Consider the following 26,435-nt stretch of genomic DNA (forward strand, 5'->3'; position numbering starts at 1 on the left):
TTTCAAGAGATCTGTCCACAGGGAAACCCACATGAGTTCGCCTCCGGTGCCCACCCTGCTCCTCGCCTCCCGCTCCGAGGTCCGCGCCCAGTTGCTCCGCAACGCGGGCGTTCCGTTCGAGATCCGCGCCGCCTCCGTCGACGAGGACGCGCTGCGCGCCGGCATGGAAGCCGACGGTCTTTCGCCGCGCGACATGGCCGACCACCTGGCCGAGTCCAAGGCCAACCGGATCGCCCTGCGCCAGCCCGACCGGCTGGTGCTCGGCTGCGACCAGATCCTGGAATTCCGCGGCCGCGCGCTCGCCAAGCCGGAAAGCGAGGCGGAGGCCCGGGCGCAGCTCGCCGAGATGTCCGGCCAGCTTCACCACCTCTATTCCGCCGCCGTTCTGTTTCACGAAGGCCGCCCGGTCTGGCGGCATATCGGCCACGTCCGGATGACGATGCGCGCGCTCTCGCCCGGCTATATCGACGCCTATGTCGCGCGAAACTGGGAGACGATTCGCCATTGCGTCGGAGCCTACCAGCTCGAAGCCGAGGGCGTGCGGCTCTTCGCGTCAGTCGAGGGCGATTTCTTCTCGGTTCTCGGTCTTCCTTTGCTGCCGCTTCTGGACCATCTTGTCGCCAGGGGAGTGATAGCGACATGACAGACAAGATACCGCTGGCAGGTGTGATCGGCTCGCCCGTGGCCCATTCTCTCTCGCCACGTCTGCACGGCCACTGGCTCGCCACCTATGGGCTCAAGGGCCATTACATCCCGATGGACGTTGCGCCGGAGGATCTCGAACAGGTCCTGCGCACCCTGCCCTGCATGGGGTTCGTCGGTGTCAACGTCACCATCCCGCACAAGGAGGCCGCACTTGCGCTGGCCGATCTGGTGACCGACCGCGCCGCCCTGATCGGCGCCGCCAACACGTTGATCTTCAACGAAGATGGCCGGATCCACGCCGATTGTACCGATGGCTACGGGTTCATCGCCAACATGCGCCAGAACGCTCCCGGCTGGTCGGCGGCCGATGGTCCCGCCGCGATCCTCGGTGCCGGAGGTGCGGCCCGTGCAGTGATCTCGGCCATGCTGGATGCCGGTGCGCCGGAGATCCGCATCGCCAACCGCACCCGTGCCCGCGCAGACGCGCTGCGCGCCGAGTTCGGCCCCCGTCTCGTGGTGCATGACTGGGGCATGGCCGGCCTGATGTTCGCAGGCGCGACGACGGTGGTGAACACCACTTCGCTCGGCATGGTGGGCAAGAGCGAGTTCACGCTCTCACTCGATCGGCTGGAGCCCGAGACCGTCGCGACCGACATCGTCTATGCACCCCTGCGCACCGGATTCCTGCAGGCCGCCGAAGCCCGCGGCTGCCGCACTGTCGACGGCCTGGGCATGCTTCTCCACCAGGCCGCGCCCGGGTTCGAACGCTGGTTCGGCCAACGTCCGGTCGTCGACCAGGCCCTGCGCGACGCGGTGCTCGGACAATGAGCCGGCCCTTCCTGATCGGCCTCACCGGATCCATCGGCATGGGAAAATCGACCACCGCTGCCATGTTTGCCGACGAGGGTGTCGCCATCTGGGATGCAGACGCTGCCGTTCATCGCCTCTATGCGCCGGGCGGTGCAGCCGTCGAGCCGATCCGCGCGCTGCATCCGGCCGCGATCTCGGACGAGTCCGTCAGCCGCCATGCCCTTAAGGCGTGGATCGCGTCGGACGACAGCGCCCTGTCGCGGATCGAGGCCATCGTCCACCCGCTCGTCGCCGCGGATCGCCAGTCCTTCATCGACACCACCGAGGCGCGCTTCGCCCTCTTCGATATCCCTCTGTTGTTTGAAACCGGCGCCGATGCGGCGATGGACCTGACGGTCACCGTTTCGGTCTCTCCCCCCGAGCAGCGCCGCCGGGTGCTCGACCGTCCGGGCATGACGCCGGAACAATTCCAGCATATCCTCTCCCGGCAGATGCCCGATGCCGAAAAGCGCGCCCGCGCTGACGTCGTCATCGACACAACCACCATCGAGGGTGCGCGCGCTCAGGTCGCGAAACTGATGAAGGAACTTAGGCAGAAACATGCGTGAAATCGTGCTCGACACCGAAACCACCGGCCTCGACCCCTACGATGGCCACCGCATCGTCGAGATCGGCGGAGTGGAGCTCGACAACCATGTGCCGACCGGGCGCACCTATCACCAGTACATCAATCCCCGCCGCGACATGCCCACCGAGGCCTTCGAAGTGCACGGCATCTCGGAGCAATTCCTCGCCGACAAGCCCGTTTTCGAAGCCATCGCGCAGGATTTCGTGGATTTCGTCGGCGACGCGCTGCTGGTGATCCACAACGCGTCCTTCGACATGAAATTCCTCAACGCCGAGCTGGAATGGGCCGGTTTCAAGCCGATGCCTATGTCCCAGTCGCTCGACACACTGGCCATCGCCCGCAAGCGGTTCCCCGGTTCGCCCGCCAGTCTCGACGCGCTCTGCCGCCGCTTCGGAATCGACAATTCCAATCGGACCTTGCACGGCGCCCTGCTCGACTCCGAGATCCTTGCCGATGTCTACCTGGAGCTGATCGGTGGCCGGCAACCGGACTTCGCGCTCTCCACCAGCAGCGGCGGAAGCACCAGCCAGGGCCAAAGCAGCTGGCGTCCCGGCCCGCGGCCGGCGCCCCTGCCCTCGCGCCTGACGGCTGAGGAACTCGACGCGCATAAAAGGCTCATCGACAGCCTCGGCGACGACGCCCTCTGGAAGAGTTTCGCCGGCTGACGCCGCCCGCGCCCGCTTCACCTGTCTGGAAATATCCTCGGGGGAGCCCCGGATCGGGGCGCGGGGGGCAGACAGCCCCCCGTCCGGCCGTGACGATCAGGCGTCGGCCTTGGCTTTCGCGGCCTGCTCGGCCTGCGCACGGCGGATCAGCTCCTGCCGGTAAAGAGCAACGAAATCAACGTTGTCGAGGTTCAGCGGCGGGAAGCCACCGTCCCGGGTCACGTCCGATACGATGCGCCGCACGAAGGGAAACAGCATCCGCGGGCATTCGATCAGAAGGAAGGGGTGCAACTGCTCTTCCGGAACATTCTCGATCTGGAAGATCCCGCCGTATTCCAGCTCCAGCAGGAACAGCACCGAGTCAGAACCCTTGCTCTTGGACTCCACCTTGAACTTGGTGATGACTTCGTATTGGTTCTCGACGCTGCGCTTCTTGGCGTCGAGGTTCACCTGAACCTGCACGTCCGGCTGCAGCTCGCCGCTGATGCCCTTCTGCACCACGACGTTCTCGAACGACAGGTCACGGATGAACTGCCCGAGCACGCGCATCTGCGGCGGTTGCGGCTGCGTCTGGCCTTCGCCGGCTGCCGGCGCGCCGGTTTCGTTGGGTTGGTCCGACATGGTTCTCTCCCGAAATGGATCAATTCTGCTTGATGTGGCTCTATCAAACCGCCGCCGAGGTCTCAATCCCGTGTCCAACCCGATGGACCCTGGGTACGTCGCGGTTCGGGCTTGATTTCCTCGTAGTCACCGTCGATCACTGACCCCCTGTCGCCAGTCGGGCGCCGGTAAGATGCGCTTTGGAACGTGGCCGAGGAGGCCACCACCATTCGCTTGCGGATTTGCTGGAACGCGGCCTCGCGCACTTTCGGGACCATCAGCAAAAACCCGACCGCATCCGTGAAAAACCCCGGCGTAAGAAGCAGCGCACCTGCCAGAATGATCATCGCACCATGGGCCAAAGGCTCCGTCGGGTCGTTCAATTCGCCCAGGCTGCGTTGCAATTGCATCAGCACGCCCCGCCCCTGCCGCCGAAGCAGCGAGGTGCCCAGAACCGCGGTCAAAACCACGATCAAAAGCGTCCAACCCAACCCCAGAAGGGAGCCGACCTGAATAAACAATGCGATCTCGATCAACGGGATCGCGATGAAGAGCAGCAAGAACGGCATCGGTGTCCTCCAACCGGGTTTGCGTTTGTGGACTTGTCATCCTTGGTCGCTTACATAAGTGCGGTGGGCAAGACTTACCAACCCGCCACGAAAAAGAGGACGTCGATGAGCGCTGCCGTGATCCAGCTCCTGGTTTTGGCCGGGATCGCAATTTTCCTGATCCTGCGGCTTCGGTCTGTGCTCGGGACGAGGGAAGGTTTCGAGAAACCGCAGCTCCCGCCTAGCGAGCGCAGCAGTCTCGGGCGCGGCGATGGTCCCGACCTCGAAGTGATCGACGGCGGTCCTGACCGCGACATCATCGACAACGTTCCCGAAGGCAGTTCCGCCGCTCTGGCACTGGCCCAGATGAAGCGCGCCGAGCCCTCGTTCAGCGTCCATGAGTTTCTGCAAGGCGCCCGCGGCGCGTACGAGATGATCCTCATGGCGTTTGAGCATGGTGAGCTCGAACGGATCGAGCCCTTCCTTGACAACGACGTGCGGGAGGCCTTTGCAGAGGTCATCGCGCAGCGCGAGGCCCAGGGCCTGACCGTAAGCTCCAATTTCGTGGGTGTCCGCGAGCTGTCGCTGACCGGCGCGGAATTCGACGCCGGCACCGACACCGCCGAGATCACCGTGCGTTTCGTCGGCGAGATGACCCACATCGTCCGCGATGCCGAGGGCAAGGTGCTCGAAGGCAGCGAAACCGAAATTAAGCGCCAGCGCGACGTCTGGACCTTTGCCCGCAAGATGGGCACCGGCGATCCCAACTGGCAGCTGGTCGCCACGGGCGAATGACACCGTCGCGGCCGGTTCGGGCCGCACCTCCCCTTTGGCGCCAAAGCAGCCTCGCCTTCGACGATCTCGTCGGTTGGAGAGAGGACGACCACGAGGCCGCGCTCGCGGCCTTTCTGGAAACCTGCGATCTCCTCGAAGGCCCCGAATGGCGGCAGATCCGCGATGCCGCCCGCGCCAAGCCCGACCCGCGCGCCTTCTTCGAGCGGTTTTTTCGCCCCGTCTTGGTCGGCGACGGGCCGGCGCTCTTCACCGGATATTACGAACCCGAACTGCCCGGCGCGCTGAGCAGGAGCGCGCGCTTCTGCCATCCGATCTACGCCAGGCCTGATGATCTGCCCGAGACCGAGCCCTGGGCGACCCGGGCCGAGATCGAGGCGGGCGGGTTGCTCGAGGGACGCGGGCTCGAGATCGCCTGGCTGGAAGATCCCGTAGAGGCGTTTTTCCTTCAGGTTCAAGGTTCTGGCCGGATCCGGCTTCCGGACGGCGGGATCCTCCGCGTAAGCTATGACGGCCGCAACGGCCACCCCTACCGCTCGATCGGGCAAGAGATGATCCGCCGCGGGTTCTTTACCCCGGAGGAAATCACAGCCACCGCCATCAAGGACTGGCTCCGCCGCAATCCCTCCGAGTGCCGGAGCCTGCTCCACCACAACGCCTCCTACGTGTTCTTCCGCGCCCTGACGAACGTGCCTGCCGACAAGGGCCCGCTGGGCACGATGGGGCGCCCGGTCACGCCGGGACGGAGTATTGCCGTCGACCCAGAGTTTACCCCGCTCGGCGCGCCGGTCTGGATCGAGACCGATGGGCCGGATTCGATCCGCCGGTTAATGATCGCGCAGGACACCGGCTCGGCGATAAAGGGTCCGCAACGGGCCGACATCTTCTGCGGCAGCGGCGATCAGGCGGGCATCACAGCGGGCGCGCTGCGCGATCCGGGACGCATGGTGGTGCTCATGCCCCTGCCGGTGAAGGATTGAGGTCGCGCGGATGTCGAGCAAACGGCCCCCCCGTCGCCTCAGCGAGGACGACATCGCCATCTGGCGCAACGTCGCGCGCAGCGCCACGCCGATGCATCCGCGCGCGAAGGCTGTCACGCCCGAGGGCGCGAGACCCGAACCGGCCCAGCCGGAGCCCCTGCCCCGTTCCCCCGCCATTCCGGAATTCCGCATCGGCGAGGCCGCGCGCTACGATCATTCCAAGGGTCATAACCTGACGCCGACGCTGAGTGCCCGTCTGGCCGCTGAGCCGCTGCGCATGGACCACAAGACCTTCAACCGGATGAAGCGAGGCAAGTTGCGGCCCGAGCGCAAGATCGACCTGCACGGCATGACGCTCGCCCGGGCGCACCCGGCGCTCAGCCGTTTCATCATATCGGCCCAGGCCGATGGCTGCCGACTGGTTCTGGTGGTAACCGGCAAGGGCAACACCCAGCGGCGTGAGGACGACGGGCCGATCCCGACCCCGCGGGGAATCCTGCGCACGCAAGTGCCGCAATGGCTCCGCATGGCGCCGCTCGGTGCGTTGGTCCTGCACGTCTCGCAGGCCCACGCGAGCCACGGCGGATCAGGCGCCTACTACGTCTACCTCTCCCGCCGGCGCTAGCAGCCGCCCTGCTCGCCGCAACCCGATGGCCGCCAACAGCATCGCTATCAGGCAATAGCCCGCCATCATCTGGAGCTGCGTCTCGAAGCCGATCCCGGCGTCCACCGCGACGCCGGTCACCACCGGCCCGATGGCGGAACCGAAGACCATCGCCGAGGTCGCCATCGCTTTGATCGAGCCGAGATACCGGGTTCCGTAGGCTTCGGCCCAGAACGCGTTGGGCAGGGTCGCGTTCGCGCCGCTGGTCATGCCGACCAGCGCCATTCCGAGCGCCATGCCCGGCAGCGAATGGGCCAGCGACAAGGTCAGCAACCCGCAAGCCATCGGCAACAGCAGGAATGTCAGCAGGCGAAACGTCCCCAGCCGGTCTAGCGCGACGCCGCTCACCATCATTGTCGTCACCGCGCAGACGGTGAAAACCGGGAACAGCGCGACCAGCGAGAGATGGGCGATGCCCTTGATCTCCGCCAGAAGAACCTGCTGGAAAAACAGAGAGGTAACAAAAAACGGAGGCGCCAGGACCAGCGGCAGGATCAGCCAGAACAGCCAGTGCCGAAGCACCTCGCCCCGCTGCCAGGCGCGGCCCTCCATTCCGACAGATGGGCTGGCGTCGAGATCGGCCTGCGGCGTCCGCTCCAGTCGCAGCAGGGACAGCAGCACCGGCACCACGCAGAGGATCAGCAACGCCGCCAGCAGCCAGAGGCTCCGCCATCCGGCGACACCGAGCAGCGCGACGAAGCTCAAAGGCATCAGCGACTCGCCCAGGGTGATCCCGAGGCTTGCCACCGAAAGCGCGCGGCCCCGCGTTGCGACGAACCAGCGCCCCATCGCGACGATCGCGATATGGGTGGTCATTCCCTGCCCCGCGAGCCGCAAGGCGAAGATCACGAATGGCAGCGCCCACGCACCCGGCGCCACCGCCATCGCGAGACAGGCGAGCGCAAAGAACGGCAGCACCACCTGGATCAGCTCCCGCACCCGGAACCGGTCCGTCAGGGTGCCGGCCCAGATCATGGTGATCCCAGAGACAAGCGTGCCAGCCGAATAGATCGCGCCCCAATCCCCATGACTCAACCCGAAGGCGCCGCGGATCTCGCCGGCGAAGATCGAGATGAAGAAGGTCTGCCCGAAGCTGGAGGTCAGCGTCAGCAGGAAACCCGCAGCGAGCCAGGCGGTGTTCTCACGCAAAAAAGTCAGCGTGGAAGTCATCGTCACGCTCGCCTTTCGGAGGGCCGGGGCAGGTTCGGGTCAGAGTCCGTGAAATTGAAAAAGGAAAGCATGGCGCAGCACTAGCGCCATTGCGCCGCCCGCGCCACGCTTTCCGCCAGATCAGAGGACGTAGCGGCTCAGATCGGCCGACCGGGACAGCTCGCCCAGGTTCTTTTCCACGAAATCGGCATCCACCGTCACGGCCTGTCCGGCCCGGTCCGGCGCGGCAAAGCTGAGTTCCTCGAAAACCCGCTCCATGACCGTGTAGAGCCGCCGCGCGCCGATGTTCTCCACCGACTGGTTCACCTCCGCCGCGATCCGGGCCAGCGCCGCGATCCCGTCGTCGGTAAAGCTCACGCCGACCTCCTCGGTCGCCATCAGCGCCGTGTACTGGCGGGTCAGCGCGTTGTCGGTCTCGGTCAGGATACGCACGAAATCGCTCTCGGTCAGCGCCCGCAGCTCGACGCGGATCGGCAGACGGCCCTGCAATTCCGGCAGCAAATCCGAGGGCTTGGCGATGTGGAACGCCCCGCTCGCGATGAACAGGATGTGGTCCGTCTTGACCGGACCATGCTTGGTTGAAACCGTCGTGCCCTCGATCAGCGGAAGCAGGTCGCGCTGCACGCCTTCGCGGCTGACGTCGCCGCCGCGGGTTTCCTGCCGGGCACAGACCTTGTCGATCTCGTCGATGAAGACGATCCCGTTCTCCTGCACCGACTCGAGCGCCACCTTGGTCACCGCCTCGTCGTCCAGGAGCTTGTCCGCCTCTTCCGAGATCAGCACCTCGTAGCTGTCGGCCACGGTCAGCTTTCGCTTCACCTTGCGCCCGCCAAACGCCTTGCCGAAAATCGAGCCAAGGTCCATCGGCCCCATTCCGCCCCCCGGCTGGCCGGGGATCTCGAACATCGGCATCGACGGCGCACTCTCCGCCACCTCCAGCTCGATCACCGTGTCGTCGAGCTCGCCGCGCTTGAGCTTGCCGCGGAACATGTCCCGCGTCTGCTCCCGCGCATCGGATCCGGCGATCGCTTCAAGAACCCGCTCCTCGGCGTTCGCATGGGCCTTGGCCTTGACCTCCTCGCGCATGAATTCGCGAGTCTGCTGGATCGCGGCATCCACAAGGTCGCGCACGATCTGTTCCACGTCCCGGCCCACATAGCCGACCTCGGTGAACTTCGTCGCCTCGACCTTGATGAACGGCGCGCGCGCCAGCTTGGCCAGCCGTCGCGAGATCTCGGTCTTGCCGACACCGGTCGGGCCGATCATCAGGATGTTCTTGGGATAGACTTCCTCGCGCAGGTCGTCGGCCAGCTGCTTACGCCGCCAGCGGTTGCGCAGCGCAACGGCCACCGCGCGCTTGGCGTCCTTCTGGCCGATGATGAAACGGTCGAGTTCGCTCACGATCTCGCGGGGGGTCAGGTCTGTCATTTCCTTGCCTCGTCTGGCGGCGTCCCGGCCTAGGTAATCATGTGGGCCGCCAACGCAAGGCATTCGGCGCGGTTTCCGTCTCCCGGCAATCCTCCGCCGGACCTCGCGCTGCCCCTTGCCAGCCCGGCCAGTGCTTGCGCAAATTGCAGGACGCGGGCAGCCCGCCCGCCGGTTTGCCGGGAGCCTGCCGATGCGACTGCCTGCCCTTGCCTGCCTTCTCGCGGCCCTTGTGCTCGCGGGGTGCGGCAGCCCGGCCGATCGTCGGCAGACGTCCACCGCGCGCCTCGTGCCGCCGAACCACGTCACCGTCTCGCACCCTGTCTTCGCCGACCACGATCCGCACGATTGGGCCGGGCGGCAACCGACTGCCTACCCCGTCCATGGCATCGACGTCTCGCGCTGGCAGGACGAGATCGACTGGCCCCGCGCCCGCGCCGCAGGCGTCTCCTTCGCCTTCATCAAGGCGACCGAAGGCGTGGAGGAACTGGACCCCTCCTTCGAGATGCACCGCCGCGGCGCCGCCCGAGCGGGCGTTCCCCATGCCGCCTACCATTTCTTTTATTTTTGCGCTCCGGCCGAGGATCAGGCCCGATGGTTCATCGCCAATGTCCCGCGGAGCATGAGCAACCTGCCCCATGTGCTCGACATGGAGTGGAACCATCGCTCGCCGACCTGCCGCAAGCGTCCCGATGGCGCGACCGTGCGGGCAGAAGCCGGCCGTTTCCTCGACATCCTCGAACGGCATTACGGCCGCCGCCCGGTGGTTTACACCACCGTGGATTTTTGGGAACAGACCGAAATCGGCCGTCTGCCGCGCACCGATTTCTGGCTCCGCTCCGTCGCCGATCACCCGCGCGAGACCTATCCCGGCGCGCGCTGGACCTTTTGGCAATACACCGGCACCGGCAGCATCCCCGGCATTCCGGGTCCGGTGGATATCAACGTCTTCGCCGGTTCGCAGGAGGCCTGGAAGACCTGGGCTCGGTGACGGCGCGCGCCCCACGAAGTGCTCTCAACATGATTTTCCCGGCTTTTTCTGTTAGGCTCTCCACTGGGGGTCCAAGCGTCGAGGGCCGAAACCATGGTCGAATACGGAATAGCCGCAGGCGGCGTGACGGGTGGCGGAAGCAGCTTCAACGGCTCCCGCGCAGCCGATCTTGTGATGTCCGTCGGACAAGATCCGACGAAGCTGCTGATCGCCGGCGCCATTCTCGCCGCCCTGTTCCTGGTGCTTCGGGCGATCTGATCGCGATCTGTCTCACGCCGTGTTGCTCTTCTGCCGGGCGGACCCGTATAGAGGCGCATGAACAGGTCACCCGATCTCGATATCTTCCTTGTTGCCACCCCCGGCCTCGAAGACGCGCTGCTGTCCGAAACCCTCGAGCGCGGTTTCGCGGGCGCCAAGGCGATCCCCGGCGGAGTCGAGTTTCGCGGTGGCTGGCCGGAGGTCTGGCGCGCCAATCTTGAACTGCGCGGCGCGACCCGGGTGCTGGCCCGCATCGGCGCCTTCCGTGCATTTCACCTCGCCCAGCTCGACAAGCGCGCCCGCAAGTTTCCCTGGGCCGAGGTGCTGCGCCCCGATGTTCCGGTGCGGGTGGAGGCTTCCTGCCACCGGTCCAAGATCTATCACAAGGCCGCCGCCGCCCAGCGGGTCGCACGCGCCATCACGGAAACGCTCGGCGCACCGATTGCCGAGGACGCGCCGGTTCAGATCAAGCTCAGGATCGACGACGATCTCTGCACCATCTCCGTCGACACCTCCGGCGAGTCCCTGCACAAGCGCGGCCACAAGGAGGCCGTCGGCAAGGCGCCGATGCGCGAGACCATGGCCGCGCTCCTCCTGCGCAGTTGTGGCTATACCGGAACGGAGCCAGTGCTGGACCCGATGTGCGGCTCCGGCACCTTCGTCATCGAGGCCGCCGAGATCGCCGCCGGACTCGCCCCGGGTCGCAGCCGCAGCTTCGCCTTCGAACAGCTGGCGAGCTTCGATCCCGCCGCATGGGAGGCGCTGCGCGAATCCGGCAAGTCATTGATATCAAAACATAAGTTCTACGGCTCGGACCGTGATGCCGGGGCCATACGGATGAGTCAGGCCAATGCCGAGCGCGCCGGTATCGCCGATTGGACGGAGTTCGCCACCCGCTCCGTCAGCGATCTTCAACGCCCCGATGGCCCCCCGGGCCTTGTGATCGTCAACCCGCCCTACGGTGCCCGCATCGGCAACCGAAAGCCGCTCTTTGCGGTGCATGATGCGCTTGGCCGCACCCTGAAGGAGAGGTTCTCAGGCTGGCGCGTCGGCATCGTCACCTCTGACGCGGGTCTCGCCAGGTCCACCGGCCTGCCCTTCCTGCCGTCCGGAGCGCCGATCGCCCACGGCTCGCTCAAAGTGTATCTCTTCCGCACAGATCCCCTGCCCTGACCGGTCTCAGCCGAGGTAGACACGCCCCTCCGGGAATTTCACCCGCGAGACCTTGCGCGTGGCCAGAAGGTAGCCGATCGTCAGCGGCCCGACCCGCCCGAGGAACATCAGGACGATCATCACGGTCCGTCCGAGCGTGTCGAGTTCCCCGGTCGAGCCGCGGCTCAGCCCGGTGGTGCCGAAGGCGGAGGCCACCTCGAACGCAAGATCGAGAAAATCGCCATCGTGCGAGATCGACACAAGGAACAGCCCGGTCAACATCGTCAGCATCGCGATCGTGGTCAGCGCCATCACCTTGAGCACCTGGTCCGGTCCGATCCGGCGACCGAAGGCACGGGGCGAGCGTTGCTTGAAGAAGGCGACCGTCGCCATCAACGCCACCATCAGCGTCGTCACCTTGATCCCGCCCGCGGTGGAGGCGCTGCCGCCGCCGACCAGCATCAGGGCGATCATCATCAGCGCGGTGCTGTCGTGGATTTGCGAGAGGTCTACGGTGTTGAACCCGGCGGTGCGCGTCGTCACCGACTGGAACCAGCTCGCCGCCAGCTTCGCCCCCACGGTTTCCAGCCTGCCGAGCGTGTCCTCGTTGGTCCACTCCAGCACCGCGAAGCCGGCCATGCCATAGACGGTCAGCGCCACCGTTCCCACCAGCATCAGCTTGGTGTGCATGCTCAGAAGCCGCCAACGCCGCTTCTCCATGATGTCGCCGATCACCACGAATCCGATGCCGCCGATGATGAAGAGCGCCGGCACCGCGAGGTTGATGATCGGGTCGGAGACCCACTGTATCAGGCTGTCCGCCCGGAGCCCGAAGCCGGCGTTGTTGAAGGCCGAAACCGAGTGAAAAAGCGCATACCAGAGCCCCTGCCTGAACCCCAGCTCCGGCACGAAGACCAGCGCCAGAACCACCACGCCTGCGGCCTCGACGGCCAGCGAGATCCGGATCACCGAGCGCACAAGACCCATCAGGTCGTGCGTGGAACTCTGGTTGAGGTCTTCGCGCAGGACGTGGCGCGAATGGGTGTTGATCTGCAACCCCAGCGAGGAGAGCAGCAGCACCGCAAAGGTCATCAGCCCAACCCCGCCGATCTGGATCAGCACCAGCAGCACCACCTGCCCGAACAGCGTCAGGCTGGCGCCAACGTCGACCACCGAAAGCCCGGTGACCGTGACCGCGGATGTGGCGGTGAAGATGGCGTCGCCGACCGAGATGTCCTGAGTCGCGGCAAACGGTAGCGACAGCAGCGCGGCGCCGATCAGGGTCAGCGCGAGGTAGAGACCCGCCAGCAAGACCGGCGGCGCCGGCATCCGGTGCCTGCGACCCCGCCTGCGACCCATGTCAGAGGCTCGCCGCGAAATCGCGAAGATCGTTGCGCCGGCCGAGCAGCATCAGCTTGTCCTCGACTTTCAGCAGCGGGTTCTCGGCCTCGCTCCCGAGGAAATCGGTGCCGCGCATCACGCCAAGGCTGCGCACCCGAAACCTCTCCTTCAGCTTCAGGTCGGCCAGCCGTTTGCCCCCGATTTCTTCCGGTACGAGGAAGTTCACGACGTGAAAGCCGTTGCCCATGCTCAGGTAGTTTCGCATTCGCGGGTTGTGCAGTACCTGCGCGACGTGCAGCCCGACCTCCTCTTCGGGCAGGATCACCCGCTCTGCGCCGAGCTTGCTGAGGATTCGGTGGTGCGTGCGGTTGATCGCCTTGGCCCAGATCGTCTCGGCGCCGACCATCTTGGCGTTGATCGTGGAAAGGACGTTCGCCTCCAGATCCTCGCCGATGGCGATCAGTGCGACGTCGCAATCGCCAACGCCGGCCTCGCGCAGGGCCGCCTCGTCGCGGGCGTCGGCGATCACCGCATAGGAGATCAGGTCAGCCAGCGCCGAGACGGCGCGCTCGTTGATGTCGATACCGATGACATAGTTGCCGAACCGCGCCAGTTCCTTGGCGACGGTGGAACCGAACGTGCCGAGGCCGATAACGGCGAAACTGCGGGGAGGGGGAGACATGGCAAACCTGCGTGCTGGGACAACGGCTCCACTATTGCCGAAATCCCGGCGGTTTCAACTGCGTCGAGGCGGGGCGTGCCTGGGCGCCGGGCCGCTCACCAACGCCGATATCGTGTCACCGTGCCGGAACAATCCCGCGCGGATTCCGTTCTCTTTCCGAAGGCGCCGCATGGTGCGAGCGCCGGTTTTCGAGGAAGGGAAACGCCATGAACTGGGACCAGATTCAGGGTAACTGGAAAGAGATGAAGGGCAAGGCCATCGAGACCTGGGGGAAGCTCACCGAGGACGAGCTGACCGAGGCGCAAGGCGATCGCGAGCAGTTCGAGGGCCTGCTTCAGCAGAAGTATGGCAAGAGCAAGGAAGAGGCCCGCGAAGCCGTTGATCGCTGGCTGGCCGACGTCTGACAGCGTACCGCTCTCCCAAGGGAGAGACGCGGTCTGACCTGATCACCGAAGGACCATTATCCGGTTGATCGGCGGACGCCGCCCCACGAGTAAATTCCCCCCATGCGACCGGCCGGACACGCGTGGGGGGTATTCTTTTGTCCGATCGATGCCCGGCAATCGGGCGCCGCTGGAGTTTACGGGGCAGGGCGGTTTCACGGCTCCGTAGACCTTTCGGTGCCGTCTGGCGCATCTCCGTTGGCCTCGATGTCGGCGATATAGGCCGTCATCTCTGCGATCTCGCGTCGCTGAGTGTCGGCGATCTGGACCGCCAGAGCCTTGACGCGGGGGTCGGACAAGTTCGCGCGTTCGCTGGTCATGATGGCGATGGAATGGTGCGGGATCATCGCCTTCATCCAGGCCACGTCGCCCACCGTCGCCTGCGATCGCACCATCGTGACGCCAAGCGCGAAGGCGAGCGCTGCGCCGAAGAAGATCGCCATGTTGACCCGCCGATTGGCATACATCCCAAGCATGAAGGCCAACATGATGACGGCCATCGCGCCGCCCATGTAGAGCGCCATCCACGCCCGCGTCTGGGAGAAGAACACATGCCCAAGCGCATAGGTGTTTAGATACATCAGGCCGTACATCACGAGCGTCGACGTACCGATCATCGCGAAAAACCGCCCGTAACGCATTCCGCCCGAGCCGTTGTGTGAGCTGTCCATGAAGTCCTCCGTCGATTTCTTGCGCCGTGTCCGGGGCAGGGGAGCGCTCCGTTCCGCGTGCCATTCGGCGCTGTCAGAAATGGAAACGGGTGGCGGAGATCGGAGTTCCGCCACCCGTCGGGAAAGTATCCGCCCGGCGCGTCGGCACCGGGCGGTTCGTTGGGTCAGGGAGCCCGGTCCCAGATGCGAAGCGCGGTAGCGGCGATCAGGAAGTCGGCGGCCGAGGTGTGATCGAGGCACATCACCCCTTCGCCGGGGTCCTCCGGCATGCCGGCCCTCGTCATCAGCGCCTCGGCGTCCGTGCTGTGGGCGATGAACTTGCCATGCGCCCAGGCGTCGGCCACCCAGGTCCGGGCGGCATGCATCGCCCCGAGGGCCTTGGCGCCGTCGCCGTCCACGAGGATTGCCGCCACGTCGAACAGGACCGAGGGGCCGCCGTCGATCTTTTCGTCAGCCTCCGTCGTGCTCCCGTCCGACAGCGTGACGCTACCGACCCGCGGTCCGACGAGCACCGGAGTGACGCCCGCTTCCTTTGCGGCCTCTGTGAGCGAGGCCAGCGCCTCGGCGTCGGCGCCATCCGAGATCAGGATGCCGAGCTTCCGCCCGGCGAGGCTCTCCGGGGCGTTCTTCAGGATCGACAGGGCAGGGGAGGCGGGCAGGCTCTCGTTCACCGGCAGGGCGGGTTCGGCCGGCTCGGGAAGCTCCATGCCGAGCCCTTCGGCGGTCGCCTCGGCCAGATCGGTGTGGATGTTCAGCAGGTGCGAGAGCATCCGGGTGCGGATCGCCGGTGTCTCGACCTTGCTGAGCTCGAACACCAGCGCATCGACGATGTGGCGCTGCTCCACCTCGGTCTGGCTGATGTAGAACTGCCGCGCCTGGCTGTAGTGGTCGGCAAAGGTTTCCGACCGTGCGCGCACCTTCGGGCCGGGGTTCTCCTCCGGCAGCGACTGGAACCCGTCTTCCGGGCTCTCCCGCGGGCCACCTTCCGCGCCACCCCAGGAATTCGGCTCGTAATTGGCGCGGCCTGTGGGGTTGTGCATCGCCATGTGGCCGTCCTGCTGGAAGTGGTGGAACGGGCATTTCGGCGCGTTGATCGGCAGGTGCGCGAAATTGGGACTGCCCAACCGCTTCAGCTGCGTGTCGAGATAGGAAAAGTTGCGCCCTTGCAGAAGCGGGTCATTGGTGAAGTCGATGCCGGGGACGATGTTGCCGGTCTGAAAGGCGACCTGCTCGGTCTCTGCAAAGAAGTTGTCGACCATCCGGTCGAGCACCAACCGGCCGACCTTGCGCACCGGCACCAGTTCCTCGGGGATCAGCTTGGTGGCGTCGAGCACGTCGAAATCGAAGCTGTCGGCGAAGTCGTCGTCAAATACCTGCAGCCCCAGCTCCCACTCGGGATAGTCGCCGCTCTGGATCGCGTCCCACAGGTCGCGGCGGTGGAAATCGGGGTCCGCGCCGTTGATCCGCAGCGCCTCCGGCCAGGTGACGGATTGCACGCCCTGCTTCGGCTTCCAGTGGAACTTGACGAAATGCGATTTTCCTTCGGCGTTGACCATCCGGAAGGTGTGCACGCCGAAACCTTCCATGAAGCGGAAGGAGCGGGGGATTGCCCGGTCGGACATGGTCCACATGACCATGTTCATCGCTTCGGGCATCAGCGAGATGAAGTCCCAGAAGTTGTCATGCGCCGTCTGCGCCTGCGGGAAGGCGCGGTCCGGGGCCTGTTTGGCGGCGTGGATCAGGTCGGGGAACTTGATCGCGTCCTGGATGAAGAACACCGGGATGTTGTTGCCGACGATGTCCCAGTTGCCCTCCTTGGTATAGAGCCGCACGGCGAAACCGCGCACGTCGCGGGCGAGGTCGGCCGAGCCCTTGTTGCCCGCCACGGTGGAGAAGCGGACAAAGGCCGGCGTCTTCTCGCCCTTGCGCTGGAACAGATCGGCGCGGGTCAACTCCGGGATCGGGTCGTAGGTTTCGAAGTAACCGTGCGCGCCATAACCGCGAGCGTGGACCACGCGCTCGGGAATACGTTCGTGTTCGAAGTGAAAGAGTTTCTCCCGGAAATGGAAATCCTCCATCAACGCCGGGCCGCGTGGGCCCTGCCGCAGCGTGTTCTGGTCGTCGGAAACGGGCGTGCCCTGCTGAGTTGTCAGGCGGGGAACGTCATTGCCGGATGTCTGGTGGAGCTCTCCTGCGCTGCCGCGCCGGGATGTCTCTCGGGCCATGGGGATAATCTCCGTCTTGATGTGCCAGTGTCGGGCAGGGGACTTTGGCGGCTGGCGGAAAGCCCGGCCGTCTGGCCCCGATGTACCCGGTTAACGGGTCAGTCCGGGATTGGTTCCTCAAGGTTTCGATAAAAAACGTATGTAAATCAGATATATAAACGCCACGAGAAAGGGCGCCGGAGACACAGTCACCAGCCCTTGGAGGCGAGGATCGTCGGGTTGAGGTTGGTCATGGCCGCAGCCTGCAATGCCTCACGGGACGTCAAACGCCGGAAAGCGCCCTCGGTTCCCATGCGGGCTCCGAAAACCCGAAAAACCCGGTGTGGTTGGCCCGCACACGGGAACCTGCACCCCACCTCGCGCGTTTACCGTTCGCCGGCGGCTGTGCGGCGCGTCTGTCACGACCTGGAGAAACACACGTCATGAGTTCATCGAAATCCCGCGATCAGATCTGGAGCGAGTGGAGGGATCTGGTGAACATGAGCCCGGCCGAGATCGAGGACTGGCTGAAGACGGAACAGAGCAAGTCGGTGGGCGACACCGGCGACGCAGGCTCCACGGGGCGGGACTCCGGCCGCCGAATTGTCGAGATCAAGCGTAGCCGGAGGGACGAGCTGTCGGATGGCCAGTGGAACCACATGGCCAAGGTCGTCGGTTACATCAAACGCCATTGCGCCCAGGGCGGCCCGGACGACGGCGTCGAGGACAGCGCCTGGCGGTATTCGCTGATGAACTGGGGCCACGATCCGCTGCGCTCCGACGGGTGTTCTTGAGATGGATGGCAGTCAATTCCACTCCGCCGAGCCGCATATGCGCTCGCTTCCCGATCCGGCGCCCATCGGGCACCTCTCCCCGCCGTTGCAACAACTCGTGGCGACGGAGCGCCCCGAACCGGTCTTCCTGCCCGGTTTGTTCGAAACCCCGCATGTCTGGGCGGACATCATCCACCGGCTCGACCTCGCGGATCCGCTCTGCCTCGACCTTCCCGGTCACGGGGCGGCGGATCGGCGCGAGCGGCTCCGGCCGAAGCTCCGGATCGACACCTGGCTCGACGCGGCCGCCCGGTCGATCGAACAGCGGCACGGCAATAAGGGCGTCGTGCTGGTGGGTCATTCGACCGGCGGCCTTCTGGCCCTCGCGCTGGCCGCGCGCCGCCCGGAACTGGTCTCCGGCCTGTTCCTCGTGGGCGCGCTGACCTCCGGCCACCGCGGCCGCCGGTTTGACCCCTGCGCCCGGGCGATGATGCTGCCCGGCATAGGCCGTCCACTGGCGCGCCTGTTCTGGTCCGCCTGGTTGCGCACGCCCGCCCGTTTCCGCCGTGGACTGGACGCTGCCGCCGGGATGGCGCTTGACGCGCCCTGGGCCGAGGACATGCGCCGCGCCCTTCTGGGCTGCGACCCGGACGCGGTGAGCGCCTGCGTCGAATGGGTGCTGACCGCCGATATCGGGCACCTGCTCGAACGCGTGGACGCGCCGGTCCTGTCGCTGATCGGTACAAGGGACATCGTGGTGCCGCCGCATCACCAGCTCGAACTCATCCGCAAGGCACCGAAGGCGCAGGCGATGCTGATCGACGGCGGTCACCTGCTCTTTGCCGAAAGCCCGGGCGACGTCGCCACCGCGCTGCGCGGCTGGCTGCAGCATTGCGGCCGCATCGCCTGACCGGGTGAACTGACGAACCCACGAGATAGGGGCCGTGCGGCCCCTTTCCCATTTTCAGATGTTCCGAAGCGCTGGGCGGCAACGGCCCCGGACAGTCACGCCGCGTCGGCGAGCTTGATGACGCGGTGCACGCCGATGTCGGGATAGCCGCCACCCTCCGACAGGCCCGCGCGCAACAGCTTGAGCCCGACCAGAACCATGTTGGCTTCCGACGCCCAGATCGCGGCTTCATCCGGCGTGAACCGCAGCAGGCAGACCTTGGGATCGTCCCGACCGCCTTCGAACCAGGCCGCGACGGGCGTGCTCCAGAGCTCGTCCAGCTTCGCGGCATCCTGCACGATCTCCAGCCGGCCGGTGACGCTGGCGTGGTAGTCCTGGTTGCTCGACACATAGGTCAGCGCGGCGTCCCGGCCCGCATCGATCCCCTGCGCCAGGTCGGTGTCGGACGACGTGATGTACCATAGCACGCCGTCCCCCTCGTCGGTGAAATGGGTCATCGGCTGCGGATGCTGCGCGCTGTCCTTGAGCCAGAGCATCGACACCCGGCCCTTGTCGAGTTGCGCCCAGAGCTGCTCCCGTGCGCCTTCGTCGGTTTCCACTTTCCTGGCCATGAGGTCATCCTTTCCGTTTGCGATTTGTGCGCGCCCCGCGTCTGGCAAGGCGCGCGATCTGTCCTTGTTGGGAGAACCGGCGACGGGCGGGATTGGTTCCATGGAACCCGGGCGTTCTCTCGCGCGTTCTCCCGCCATCCACGTCACGGGAAAGGAGCGTGCAGGATGGCCCTGAGCTATGTGAGCGACACCGACCCCGGTTATCGGCGCCGCCGCTGCGGGCGCGGCTTCACCTATCTCGACACCGATGGCCGCCGTCTGGCAAAGGCCGAGACACGGGCGCGCCTCAAGGCGCTCGCGGTGCCGCCGGCCTATACCGAGGTCTGGTACTGTCCCGATCCCAAAGGCCACCTGCAGGCATCCGGCCGCGATGCCCGCGGGCGGAAGCAGTACATCTATCACCCGGACTGGGTGGCGCGCCGGGCGGAGCTGAAGTTCGCGCAACTGCCGGCCTTCGGCGCCGCCTTGCCGCGCCTCCGGCGTTGGGTCGCCAGCCGCCTGCGGGGCGATCCGTCCGACCGCGACACCGCCGTCGCGGCGGTGCTGGCGCTCCTCGACCGTGCCTCGATCCGGGTGGGCGATCCGGCCTACGCGGCCGAGAACGAGAGCTTCGGCGCAACCACCCTGCAGCCCCGGCACGTGACGATCTCCGAAGGCCGGATCATGCTCCACTTCGCCGGCAAGGGCGGACGCAAGATTCGGACCCAGTTGACCGGCACGCGGCTCGCCAAGGTACTGGAATCCTGTCAGGACCTGCCAGGTGCGGAACTTGTCACCTTTGCGGAAAGCGGCGCGCCGGTCCGGTCCGAACACCTGCGGGAGGTGATGAGCGATCTCGCCGGCGAGGATCTGACCCCCAAGACCTTCCGCACCTGGAACGGCACCCATGCCGCATACTGTGCGGCGCATGACGGGGCCGCGCAGATCTCCGATCTGGCCAATGCCGCAGCAGAGCGGCTGCACAACACTCCGGCCGTAGCACGCACCAGTTACGTCCACCCGAAGGTGATCGCGCTTGCTGGGGCCGATGCGGCGTTGCCGGAACCTGATCCCGCTCCGGGGGATGGATGGCGGGTCGGTGAGCCGGAGTTGCTTCGCCTCCTGAACGGTTGACCGCTGTCCGAGGGAGCCGACATCGGATAGTGCGGCGCAGTTCTTGCCGCCGACCCGATGCGGACAGGCAGGACAGGGCGGTGTTCAGCCGGCAGCCAGCGCACCGGGCCGGTCGCTCTCGCCGCCGCGGCCGTCGCCGCCCTTGCCTAACGTGTCCGCCTTCACCGCACCACGCGATCCCATCGGGCGATCCGGACCTACGGTCGTATCCCGCGCGGTCTGCGCTTCGAGCTCGGCATCGATCAGCGCCCCCGACAGAACGATCAGCGCAGAGAGCCACATCCAGGTGAGCAGGATGATCACCCCGGCAATCGTGCCGAAGGTCTCGTTGTAGCTGGCGAAGCTCTGCACGTAATGGCTGAACCCGATGGTGCCCGCGATCCATAGGATGCAGGCCAGCACCGACCCCGGCGTGAGCCAGCGCCACTTCGCGGACCGGCGGTCCGGTCCCCATCGATAGAGCATCGCGATCATCGCGATGCCGATCACCGCGCCGATGGGCCAGCGCGCGATCATCACGGCATCAACCAGCCCCTGACCCGCCCCGACGATCGCGAGGAACCCGGGGATCGCCGCCACGACGCCGATGAACAGCCCGAGTCCGGCGATCAGCGCCAGCGTCATGCCGATGGTCAGCAACCGGGTTTTCACGAAACCACGTTCATCCTCTTCCTCCCAGATCAGCCCGATCCCCTGGATCAGGCTGCCGGTAGCGTTGGAGGCCGACCACAGGGCGATGGCAAGCGAGAGAAGCGCCGCGACGCCGAGCGAGTTGGACGCCGCTCCGGCCACCTCCCGTACCTGGTCGGAAATGATCGACGCTGCGGAACTCGGCAGTTGCTCGAAGAGCCACTGGGATTGAGAGACCAGCGTGCTCGGGTCCAGCACCAAGCCCAGAATGGCAACACCCGCTGAAATCGCTGGAAAAATTGCCAGCAATCCATAAAACGCGACACCCGCGGCGATCAACGGCAGATGCAGCGATCCGAACCGTTGCCCCACGCGTGCCGCCGTGTCGCGCCATCCGGGAAGGGTCATTTCGGTCGGTCGTCTCGCATCGCGTCCGCGGCTCATGGTCATGCTCCTCTTTGGGCGTTCAACGCGATGCGGCGCGACAAGGTTCCGGGAACATATCGGTGAGACGCGGCGTTGGCTGCTCAAGGAAACACATCGCGAAAGGAGGCTGAGATGGCCGACGTCACCGAGAAAACTGTTACCGAACAAGTCAAGCATCACGCCCAGACTGTCGCCGACGACACCCGTGAAAAGGTCGAGGCCCGCATCAAGGGCGAAGCCGAAGCCGCCCGCGACAGCGTGGCCGATCAGATGCATCGCCACGCCAGCGCCGCCGATGCCGCCGCGGCCGAGTTCGACCCGAACTCGATGCAGGCCCAGGCGATCGAACAGGTCGCGGCTCGGATCGACGACCTGGCCAGCCAGATCCGCAACACCGACATCGACCGCCTTGCCCACAGCCTGAGCGATGCCGCGCGGCGCAACCCGCTGCTCTTCGTCGCCGGTGCGACGCTGGCCGGCTTCGCCGCCACCCGCTTCCTCAAGGCGCGCGATCCCGAGCCGCGCTATGCACACCCGAGCGATGACCCCTGGGCGCGCGATACGGTTCCGCCGAACAGCGCGCCGACCATCGTTGGCGGCAACCATGTGAGCGCCGATCCGACGTCGCGCGGGGCGGTATAAGTCATGGCGCGCCCTGCTGAACTCAAGGAAACCCCGAACCTGCTGGTGTCGGCCTTCCGGCACTTCAGCACTTTGCTGCAGGACGAGATCGAGCTGGCCAAGGCCGAGGCACGGCGCAGCGCGACCCGGGCCGGCACCGGCCTCGCCTTGATCGGCGTGGCCGCCATCGTTGCCCTGACCGCGCTGGACGTGCTTGCGGCGGCGCTGGTGGCCTGGATCGCGGCAAGCGGTATTGAGGCCGGCTGGGCCGCGGTGATCGTGGGGGGCGGCGCGCTGCTGCTCGCCATCGTCCTGGCGCTCTACGGCAAGTCCCGCCTCAGCGCGGAGGCCCTCGCACCGGAGCGCACCGCTCGCAACATCCGGGCGGATATCGAAACCATCAAGGAGGCGACCCATGCCTGACGGATCCATGACCGACATAGAACAGCGTGTGGCCCGTGACCGGGCCGCCTTGGCCGACACGCTCGACCAGCTGAGCGACACCCTGGCGCCGGAACGGTTGAAGGCCGAGGCGCGGCAGACGCTCGACCGCTACGGCCGCGACATCGGCGGCCAGCTCTGGGACGCGACGCGCGAGAACCCGGCGGCCTTCGCCATGCTCGGCGCAGGGCTGGCGCTGCTCCTCGGCAACGCCTCCCGACGATCCGACGCTGCTGCCGCCGAAGATCCGGCGCAGGCGGTTCCCCCGGCCCAGGCGATGGCCGGATTCGACGCCCGCGTCGCCGCCGCGGACCGCGAGATGCGGGCCGAGATGACCGGACGATCCGACGAGGTGCCACGCGCCGAACGGATGCGGGCGGCCCTCGGGTCTGGGCTCAACCGGCTGCCGCCGGCTGCGCGCCAGCGGGTGATCGACGCCCGGATCGCCGCGATCCGCGCCCAGGAAGCCGTCGAGCGACGCGCCCGCCGCGTGACTCGCAAGTCCGAGGCGCTGATCGAACAGCAGCCTGTCGTCGCGGGCGCTGCCGCATTCGGTGTCGGGGTTCTGCTCGCCGCCTTTCTGCCCGGCACCCGCCAGGAGGACGCGCTTCTCGGCCGTCACCGGGACGAGGCGATGCGCGCCGCCCATGCCGCGCTGAGCCGGGAGCTCGAGGCGTTGCAGGCCGTCGGGCGCGATGTCCGGGGGCAGGTGCGCGACGTGCCTCACCTCGGACCGGTCGCGATCCCGTCCTGACGCCGACCCACAGGGTCTTCGACGCGCGGAGACCCGACCATCCCAATCCAAGGAGACGATCCATGACCAGCACCTATCACCCCAACGGAAGCATCGATCCCAACGACATGACCAAGCCCCAGACCGGCGCTGCAAGCGACCCCGGCGTTGCCGAGCAGGTCCGCGAACGGCTGGCCGAACATTCCGAGGCGCTCCGGGAGCGCGGCGCCGAGATGCGCGAGCAGCTCGGCGGCACGGCCCAGCAACTGGGCGAGACCGCGCAGCAGGCCACGGAGGAAGGCGCGCGCTTCGTACGCGAGAACCCGGGCCTTGCCCTCGCCGGCGCGCTCGGCGTCGGCCTACTCATCGGGTTGAGCGTGCGCGGCCGCTCCTGATGCGCGCCACAATCGGAACGCCGGGCCGGCAGGCGGGAAACCCCCGCCTGCCGGCCTTTCTTTTGGCCGTGGTCCTGGCGCTGATCGCCGGTGCCGCCGCCGCCCAGACCACGGCCCCGACAGCGCCCGAGGGCGCGATCGAGGTGGGCGAGAACGCCATCTCCGATGCAGAGATACGGAACAGGATCCAGCAGGTGCTGGCCGAACTCGTGGCATTCGAGCGCGTGCAGGTGTCCGTCGCCTCCGGTGTTGTCACGCTCGAAGGCATCGTCATGGACAGCGCCGCGGAAGAGGAACTGTCCGGCATCATCGGCCGCGTGCAGGGCGTGGTGGCGATCGAGAACGAGTTGCAGCAGAACGCCGACCTGAACGAGCGCCTTGCACCGGCGCTGGACCGCGTGATGGGACGCGGCGAGCGGATCCTCGTCAACGCGCCGATCTTTCTTGTGTCGCTCGGCGTCTTTGCCGTGATTTCAGGGCTTGGCTGGATGCTGGCCAGCCGGTTGTCGCTCTGGCGCAGGCTCGCGCCGAACAGCTTCATCGCCGACATCTACCGCGCTGTCGCGCGGATCGCGTTCCTCTTGCTGGGGCTGGTGATCGCCCTCGACATCCTCAACGCAACGGCCTTGATCGGCGCGGTGCTGGGCGCGGCCGGCGTGGTTGGCCTGGCTGTGGGGTTCGCGGTGCGTGACACGGTGGAGAATTTCATCGCCTCGATCCTGCTCAGCCTGCGCCAGCCGTTCCGTCCGAACGACTTCGTCGAGATCGACGGCGATCAGGGCAACGTGGCGCGGCTGACCTCGCGCGCGACCATCCTGATCTCGCCGGACGGCAACCACATCCGGATCCCCAATGCGACCGTCTACAAGGGCCGGATCGTGAACTACACCCGCGATTCCAACCGCCGCTTCACCTTCGATCTCGGTGTCGATGCCGATGCGGATCTCGCCGCCGCGCTCTCCACCTCGGTCGCGGCGCTCGAAGGGCTGGCCTTCGTGCTGCGCGATCCGCCGGTCTCGGCCTGGATCTCGGATGTCGGGGAGTCCAATGTCGTCCTGACCTTCGCGGGATGGGTCGATCAGCGGAGCAGCGATTTCCAGAAGGCCCGTGGCGAGGCGATCCGGGCCACCAAGACCGCGCTGGAAGGCGCAGGCTTCGGCCTGCCGGAGCCGATCTATCGGCTGCGGATCGAGAATGCGCCGGAGGAGCTTGCTGTGCCTTCGTCGGTTTCGGCCAATCGGCCCGTGCCGGATGCCGACCTGCCGCAGGCCGCCACGCCGGAGATCCCGGACCAGGCGACCGAGGAGGCGGTGGACCGCGAGCGCAAGGCGTCGGACGCCGGCACGGATCTGCTCAGCGAGGGACGGGGGGCGGAATAGGGGCGGCAGCAGGGCCGCCCCCGCACTCGTTAATGGTAGGGCGGACAGCCCGCAGAAGAGTGGGGCTCCCGCCCGTCATCGACGCATCGAAGATGCGCCTCCTCCCGTTGGGCCGGGCGCCGCCTCGCGGCGGCGCGGCCCTCCAATGGACGGGTCAGGCCGCCGTGGCCGGGACCCGCTTGCCCTTGTTGGTCCAGTCGAGCAGGGCGCGCTGCGCCTCGCCCCAGGCGCGGATGTCGTAGGCCTCGACCCGGGCGCGCAGCCGCTTCATGCGCTCGGCGCGTTCCTCCGGCACCATTTCGAGCGCGTGGGCGATGGCCATGTCCATGGCGCGGTGCGACAGCGGGTTGGTGGTGATCGCCGCATCGAGCTCCACCGCCGCGCCGGCGAATTCCGACAGCACCAGCACGCCGTCCCCCTCGACGCGGGAGGCGACGAATTCTTTGCAGACGAGGTTCATCCCGTCGGCGATCGGCGTGATCCAGGCGACGTCCGCCGCGCGGTAATAGGCGATCAGCTCCGCGAAGGGCACGGCGCGCGAGATCAGCGCCACCGGCTGCCACTCGAAGCTGCCGAAACGGCCGTTGATCCGTCCGGCGACCTGTTCGATCTCGCTCTGGATCTCGGCGTAGGCCTCCATGTTGCGGTTGGCGGAAACCGAAACATGCATCAGGCGCACCTTTCCGCGCAGGTCCGGGCGGCTCTCCAGCAGGCGCTCGTAGCTTTCCAGCTGCTGCGCGCCGCCCTTGGTGTAGTCCGTGCGGCCGACCGAGAGGATGAGCTGCGACTCGCCCAGCTCCTCGCGGATGCTGGCCATGCGGTTTCGGGTCTCGATGCTGCGGGCGCAGGTGTCGATATAGCTCACGTCCACGCCCACCGGCGTCGCGGCCACCGTGATCTTGTGCCCTTCGTGCAGCAGGCCCGTCACCATGCTGCGCTCGGTCAGCGCGGTGCCCTCGTTGATGAGCGCCTCCTCCACCGTGACGCGGCCGGTCGTCTCGACGTCGAAGAGGCTGCGGGCGACCTGCACGAAATTCACCGCGTAGCGGGGGATGTGGAACCCGACCACGTCGCAGGCCAGCAGGCTCTCGACGATTTCACGGCGCCATGGCAGCACGTTGAACAGGTCGGCGGCGGGGAAGGGCGTGTGATGGAAGAAGGAGATCTTCACGTCCGGGCGCAGCTTGCGCAGGTATCCCGGCACCAGCCACAGGTTGTAATCGTGCACCCAGACCACGGCACCCGGCGCGGCCTGCGCGGCGGCGGCCTCGGCGAAGGCCCAGTTCACCTGCCGGAAGTTCGGCCAGTCCACCGGGTCGTAATTGTAGCGCTCGCGGAAGCTGTGGAGGATCGGCCAGAACGCCTCCTTGGAGGTGACGTGGTAGAAGCCGCGCACCTGCTCGGGCGTCAGCGGCAGCCGCGAGACGGTATAGCGGCCGAAGGCATCCTCAATCTCGATCTGGCGCTCGAACTCGGGGTTCGCGGTGTCCTCGGCGGCCTTCCAGGCGATCCAGGCGCCGTGGTCGGCATCGGCGAAAAAGCTGCGCAAGGTGGGCACGATGCCGTTCGGGCTCGTGTTCTCGCGCAGCCGGATAGAGCCGTCCTCCTCCTCGACCTCCTCGTAGGGCTGGCGGTGGTAGACGATCACGAGGTCGGAGGTCTGGCTGTTGTCGGCTGTGTCGATGGTCTTGGGTGTCATGTGGCAGGTTCCTGAAATGAAGGGATGAATTGGGG

The 26,435-nt window shown here is 66.6% G+C and carries 30 protein-coding genes; 19 read left to right on the plus strand and 11 right to left on the minus strand.

The window, feature by feature from the left end; genetic code table 11:
* The first annotated feature begins 31 nt into the window (after positions 1-31).
* The 4 genes from ACFQ2S_RS21535 to dnaQ are packed head-to-tail and all read left to right on the plus strand — an operon-like array spanning position 32 to position 2,748.
* Positions 32-643 carry a Maf family protein gene (locus ACFQ2S_RS21535; protein WP_386077865.1) on the plus strand — a complete coding sequence of 204 codons (612 nt, stop codon included), beginning with the start codon at positions 32-34 and terminating at the stop codon, positions 641-643.
* Positions 640-1,473: a shikimate dehydrogenase gene (locus ACFQ2S_RS21540; protein ID WP_386077867.1), complete on the plus strand. Its 834-nt coding sequence runs from the start codon at positions 640-642 to the stop codon at positions 1,471-1,473. The genes ACFQ2S_RS21535 and ACFQ2S_RS21540 overlap by 4 nt, the downstream gene beginning before the upstream one ends.
* Positions 1,470-2,063 carry a dephospho-CoA kinase gene (gene coaE / locus ACFQ2S_RS21545; RefSeq protein ID WP_386077869.1) on the plus strand — a complete coding sequence of 198 codons (594 nt, stop codon included), beginning with the start codon at positions 1,470-1,472 and terminating at the stop codon, positions 2,061-2,063. Before ACFQ2S_RS21540 ends, coaE begins: the two co-directional genes overlap by 4 nt.
* Complete coding sequence (gene dnaQ, locus ACFQ2S_RS21550) at positions 2,056-2,748, plus strand: DNA polymerase III subunit epsilon (RefSeq protein WP_386077871.1); 693 nt, start codon at positions 2,056-2,058, stop codon at positions 2,746-2,748. The genes coaE and dnaQ overlap by 8 nt, the downstream gene beginning before the upstream one ends.
* A gap of 96 nt (positions 2,749-2,844) precedes the next feature.
* Here dnaQ and secB read toward each other — a convergent pair whose 3' ends face one another.
* Both secB and ACFQ2S_RS21560 read right to left on the minus strand, forming a co-directional pair.
* Positions 2,845-3,369 (minus strand): protein-export chaperone SecB, encoded by a 525-nt coding sequence (secB, locus tag ACFQ2S_RS21555; RefSeq protein ID WP_386077873.1) that lies wholly within the window; start codon positions 3,367-3,369, stop codon positions 2,845-2,847.
* 62 nt (positions 3,370-3,431) lie between these two features.
* The gene (locus ACFQ2S_RS21560) at positions 3,432-3,917 is read right to left on the minus strand and encodes an FxsA family protein (protein WP_386077876.1); all 486 of its coding nucleotides are present in this window, start codon (positions 3,915-3,917) and stop codon (positions 3,432-3,434) included.
* Positions 3,918-4,022: 105 nt separating this feature from the next.
* On the opposite strand from ACFQ2S_RS21560, the gene ACFQ2S_RS21565 reads away from it, so the two are divergent.
* Genes ACFQ2S_RS21565 through ACFQ2S_RS21575 form a run of 3 tightly spaced genes read left to right on the plus strand, consistent with a single transcriptional unit; the run spans position 4,023 to position 6,293 of the window.
* Positions 4,023-4,691 (plus strand): Tim44/TimA family putative adaptor protein, encoded by a 669-nt coding sequence (locus tag ACFQ2S_RS21565; protein WP_386077878.1) that lies wholly within the window; start codon positions 4,023-4,025, stop codon positions 4,689-4,691.
* Positions 4,688-5,668, plus strand: a complete 981-nt coding sequence (gene mltA / locus ACFQ2S_RS21570; RefSeq protein WP_386077881.1) for a murein transglycosylase A — start codon at positions 4,688-4,690, stop codon at positions 5,666-5,668. The genes ACFQ2S_RS21565 and mltA overlap by 4 nt, the downstream gene beginning before the upstream one ends.
* Positions 5,669-5,678: 10 nt before the next feature.
* On the plus strand, positions 5,679-6,293 hold the full coding sequence (locus ACFQ2S_RS21575; RefSeq protein ID WP_386077882.1) for a Smr/MutS family protein: 615 nt from the start codon (positions 5,679-5,681) through the stop codon (positions 6,291-6,293).
* Here the strand turns inward: ACFQ2S_RS21575 and ACFQ2S_RS21580 are convergent.
* Complete coding sequence (locus tag ACFQ2S_RS21580; RefSeq protein WP_386077885.1) at positions 6,255-7,502, minus strand: MFS transporter; 1,248 nt, start codon at positions 7,500-7,502, stop codon at positions 6,255-6,257. The genes ACFQ2S_RS21575 and ACFQ2S_RS21580 overlap by 39 nt on opposite strands.
* A 120-nt stretch (positions 7,503-7,622) precedes the next feature.
* The gene (gene hslU, locus ACFQ2S_RS21585) at positions 7,623-8,930 is read right to left on the minus strand and encodes an ATP-dependent protease ATPase subunit HslU (protein ID WP_386077888.1); all 1,308 of its coding nucleotides are present in this window, start codon (positions 8,928-8,930) and stop codon (positions 7,623-7,625) included.
* Positions 8,931-9,120: 190 nt separating this feature from the next.
* Here hslU and ACFQ2S_RS21590 point away from each other — a divergent pair, with 190 nt between their 5' ends.
* The 3 genes from ACFQ2S_RS21590 to ACFQ2S_RS21600 all read left to right on the plus strand — a co-directional run bounded on the left by ACFQ2S_RS21590 (position 9,121) and on the right by ACFQ2S_RS21600 (position 11,349).
* The gene (locus tag ACFQ2S_RS21590; RefSeq protein ID WP_386077890.1) at positions 9,121-9,918 is read left to right on the plus strand and encodes a glycoside hydrolase family 25 protein; all 798 of its coding nucleotides are present in this window, start codon (positions 9,121-9,123) and stop codon (positions 9,916-9,918) included.
* 93 nt (positions 9,919-10,011) lie between these two features.
* Positions 10,012-10,176 (plus strand): hypothetical protein, encoded by a 165-nt coding sequence (locus tag ACFQ2S_RS21595; protein WP_386077893.1) that lies wholly within the window; start codon positions 10,012-10,014, stop codon positions 10,174-10,176.
* Positions 10,177-10,233: 57 nt separating this feature from the next.
* Positions 10,234-11,349 (plus strand): THUMP domain-containing class I SAM-dependent RNA methyltransferase, encoded by a 1,116-nt coding sequence (locus ACFQ2S_RS21600; protein ID WP_386077896.1) that lies wholly within the window; start codon positions 10,234-10,236, stop codon positions 11,347-11,349.
* A gap of 6 nt (positions 11,350-11,355) precedes the next feature.
* Here the strand turns inward: ACFQ2S_RS21600 and ACFQ2S_RS21605 are convergent, their stop codons facing one another.
* Both ACFQ2S_RS21605 and ACFQ2S_RS21610 read right to left on the minus strand, forming a co-directional pair.
* Positions 11,356-12,657, minus strand: a complete 1,302-nt coding sequence (locus ACFQ2S_RS21605; protein WP_386077898.1) for a TrkH family potassium uptake protein — start codon at positions 12,655-12,657, stop codon at positions 11,356-11,358.
* Positions 12,658-12,688: 31 nt separating this feature from the next.
* Positions 12,689-13,351, minus strand: coding sequence for a potassium channel family protein (locus ACFQ2S_RS21610; RefSeq protein WP_386077900.1), 663 nt, complete (start codon positions 13,349-13,351; stop codon positions 12,689-12,691).
* 206 nt (positions 13,352-13,557) lie between these two features.
* Here ACFQ2S_RS21610 and ACFQ2S_RS21615 point away from each other — a divergent pair, with 206 nt between their 5' ends.
* Positions 13,558-13,755, plus strand: coding sequence for a CsbD family protein (locus ACFQ2S_RS21615; protein WP_386077903.1), 198 nt, complete (start codon positions 13,558-13,560; stop codon positions 13,753-13,755).
* Positions 13,756-13,949: 194 nt separating this feature from the next.
* Here ACFQ2S_RS21615 and ACFQ2S_RS21620 read toward each other — a convergent pair whose 3' ends face one another.
* Positions 13,950-14,465 (minus strand): DUF305 domain-containing protein, encoded by a 516-nt coding sequence (locus tag ACFQ2S_RS21620; RefSeq protein ID WP_449369421.1) that lies wholly within the window; start codon positions 14,463-14,465, stop codon positions 13,950-13,952.
* A gap of 164 nt (positions 14,466-14,629) precedes the next feature.
* A complete protein-coding gene (locus ACFQ2S_RS21625; RefSeq protein ID WP_386077906.1) occupies positions 14,630-16,690 on the minus strand; it encodes a catalase in 2,061 nt (686 codons plus the stop codon).
* Positions 16,691-17,112: 422 nt separating this feature from the next.
* On the opposite strand from ACFQ2S_RS21625, the gene ACFQ2S_RS21630 reads away from it, so the two are divergent.
* Together ACFQ2S_RS21630 and ACFQ2S_RS21635 are read left to right on the plus strand one after the other, a co-directional pair.
* Positions 17,113-17,463, plus strand: a complete 351-nt coding sequence (locus tag ACFQ2S_RS21630) for a DUF3140 domain-containing protein (RefSeq protein WP_386077908.1) — start codon at positions 17,113-17,115, stop codon at positions 17,461-17,463.
* 1 nt (position 17,464) lies between these two features.
* Entirely contained in the window at positions 17,465-18,352 is an 888-nt protein-coding gene (locus tag ACFQ2S_RS21635) for an alpha/beta fold hydrolase (RefSeq protein WP_386077911.1), read from the plus strand.
* 95 nt (positions 18,353-18,447) lie between these two features.
* Here ACFQ2S_RS21635 and ACFQ2S_RS21640 read toward each other — a convergent pair whose 3' ends face one another.
* Entirely contained in the window at positions 18,448-18,963 is a 516-nt protein-coding gene (locus tag ACFQ2S_RS21640) for a pyridoxamine 5'-phosphate oxidase family protein (RefSeq protein WP_386077914.1), read from the minus strand.
* 165 nt (positions 18,964-19,128) lie between these two features.
* On the opposite strand from ACFQ2S_RS21640, the gene ACFQ2S_RS21645 reads away from it, so the two are divergent.
* The gene (locus ACFQ2S_RS21645; RefSeq protein WP_386077917.1) at positions 19,129-20,076 is read left to right on the plus strand and encodes a DNA topoisomerase IB; all 948 of its coding nucleotides are present in this window, start codon (positions 19,129-19,131) and stop codon (positions 20,074-20,076) included.
* 84 nt (positions 20,077-20,160) lie between these two features.
* Here the strand turns inward: ACFQ2S_RS21645 and ACFQ2S_RS21650 are convergent, their stop codons facing one another.
* The gene (locus tag ACFQ2S_RS21650) at positions 20,161-21,150 is read right to left on the minus strand and encodes a YihY/virulence factor BrkB family protein (protein WP_386077919.1); all 990 of its coding nucleotides are present in this window, start codon (positions 21,148-21,150) and stop codon (positions 20,161-20,163) included.
* Positions 21,151-21,264: 114 nt separating this feature from the next.
* Here ACFQ2S_RS21650 and ACFQ2S_RS21655 point away from each other — a divergent pair, with 114 nt between their 5' ends.
* The 5 genes from ACFQ2S_RS21655 to ACFQ2S_RS21675 all read left to right on the plus strand — a co-directional run bounded on the left by ACFQ2S_RS21655 (position 21,265) and on the right by ACFQ2S_RS21675 (position 24,701).
* Entirely contained in the window at positions 21,265-21,774 is a 510-nt protein-coding gene (locus ACFQ2S_RS21655; RefSeq protein WP_386077921.1) for a hypothetical protein, read from the plus strand.
* A 3-nt stretch (positions 21,775-21,777) separates the two neighbouring features.
* On the plus strand, positions 21,778-22,176 hold the full coding sequence (locus ACFQ2S_RS21660) for a phage holin family protein (protein ID WP_089234632.1): 399 nt from the start codon (positions 21,778-21,780) through the stop codon (positions 22,174-22,176).
* Positions 22,169-22,948 (plus strand): hypothetical protein, encoded by a 780-nt coding sequence (locus tag ACFQ2S_RS21665; RefSeq protein WP_386077923.1) that lies wholly within the window; start codon positions 22,169-22,171, stop codon positions 22,946-22,948. Before ACFQ2S_RS21660 ends, ACFQ2S_RS21665 begins: the two co-directional genes overlap by 8 nt.
* Before the next feature lie 62 nt (positions 22,949-23,010).
* Positions 23,011-23,322, plus strand: coding sequence for a DUF883 family protein (locus tag ACFQ2S_RS21670; RefSeq protein ID WP_386077925.1), 312 nt, complete (start codon positions 23,011-23,013; stop codon positions 23,320-23,322).
* The gene (locus ACFQ2S_RS21675) at positions 23,322-24,701 is read left to right on the plus strand and encodes a mechanosensitive ion channel domain-containing protein (RefSeq protein WP_386077927.1); all 1,380 of its coding nucleotides are present in this window, start codon (positions 23,322-23,324) and stop codon (positions 24,699-24,701) included. Before ACFQ2S_RS21670 ends, ACFQ2S_RS21675 begins: the two co-directional genes overlap by 1 nt.
* 154 nt (positions 24,702-24,855) lie before the next feature.
* Here ACFQ2S_RS21675 and ggpS read toward each other — a convergent pair whose 3' ends face one another.
* The gene (gene ggpS, locus ACFQ2S_RS21680) at positions 24,856-26,400 is read right to left on the minus strand and encodes a glucosylglycerol-phosphate synthase (protein ID WP_386077930.1); all 1,545 of its coding nucleotides are present in this window, start codon (positions 26,398-26,400) and stop codon (positions 24,856-24,858) included.
* Positions 26,401-26,435 lie beyond the last annotated feature (35 nt).

It is taken from the genome of Tropicimonas aquimaris, from assembly GCF_042676185.1.
GTDB classification, from domain to species: Bacteria; Pseudomonadota; Alphaproteobacteria; order Rhodobacterales; family Rhodobacteraceae; genus Tropicimonas; species Tropicimonas aquimaris.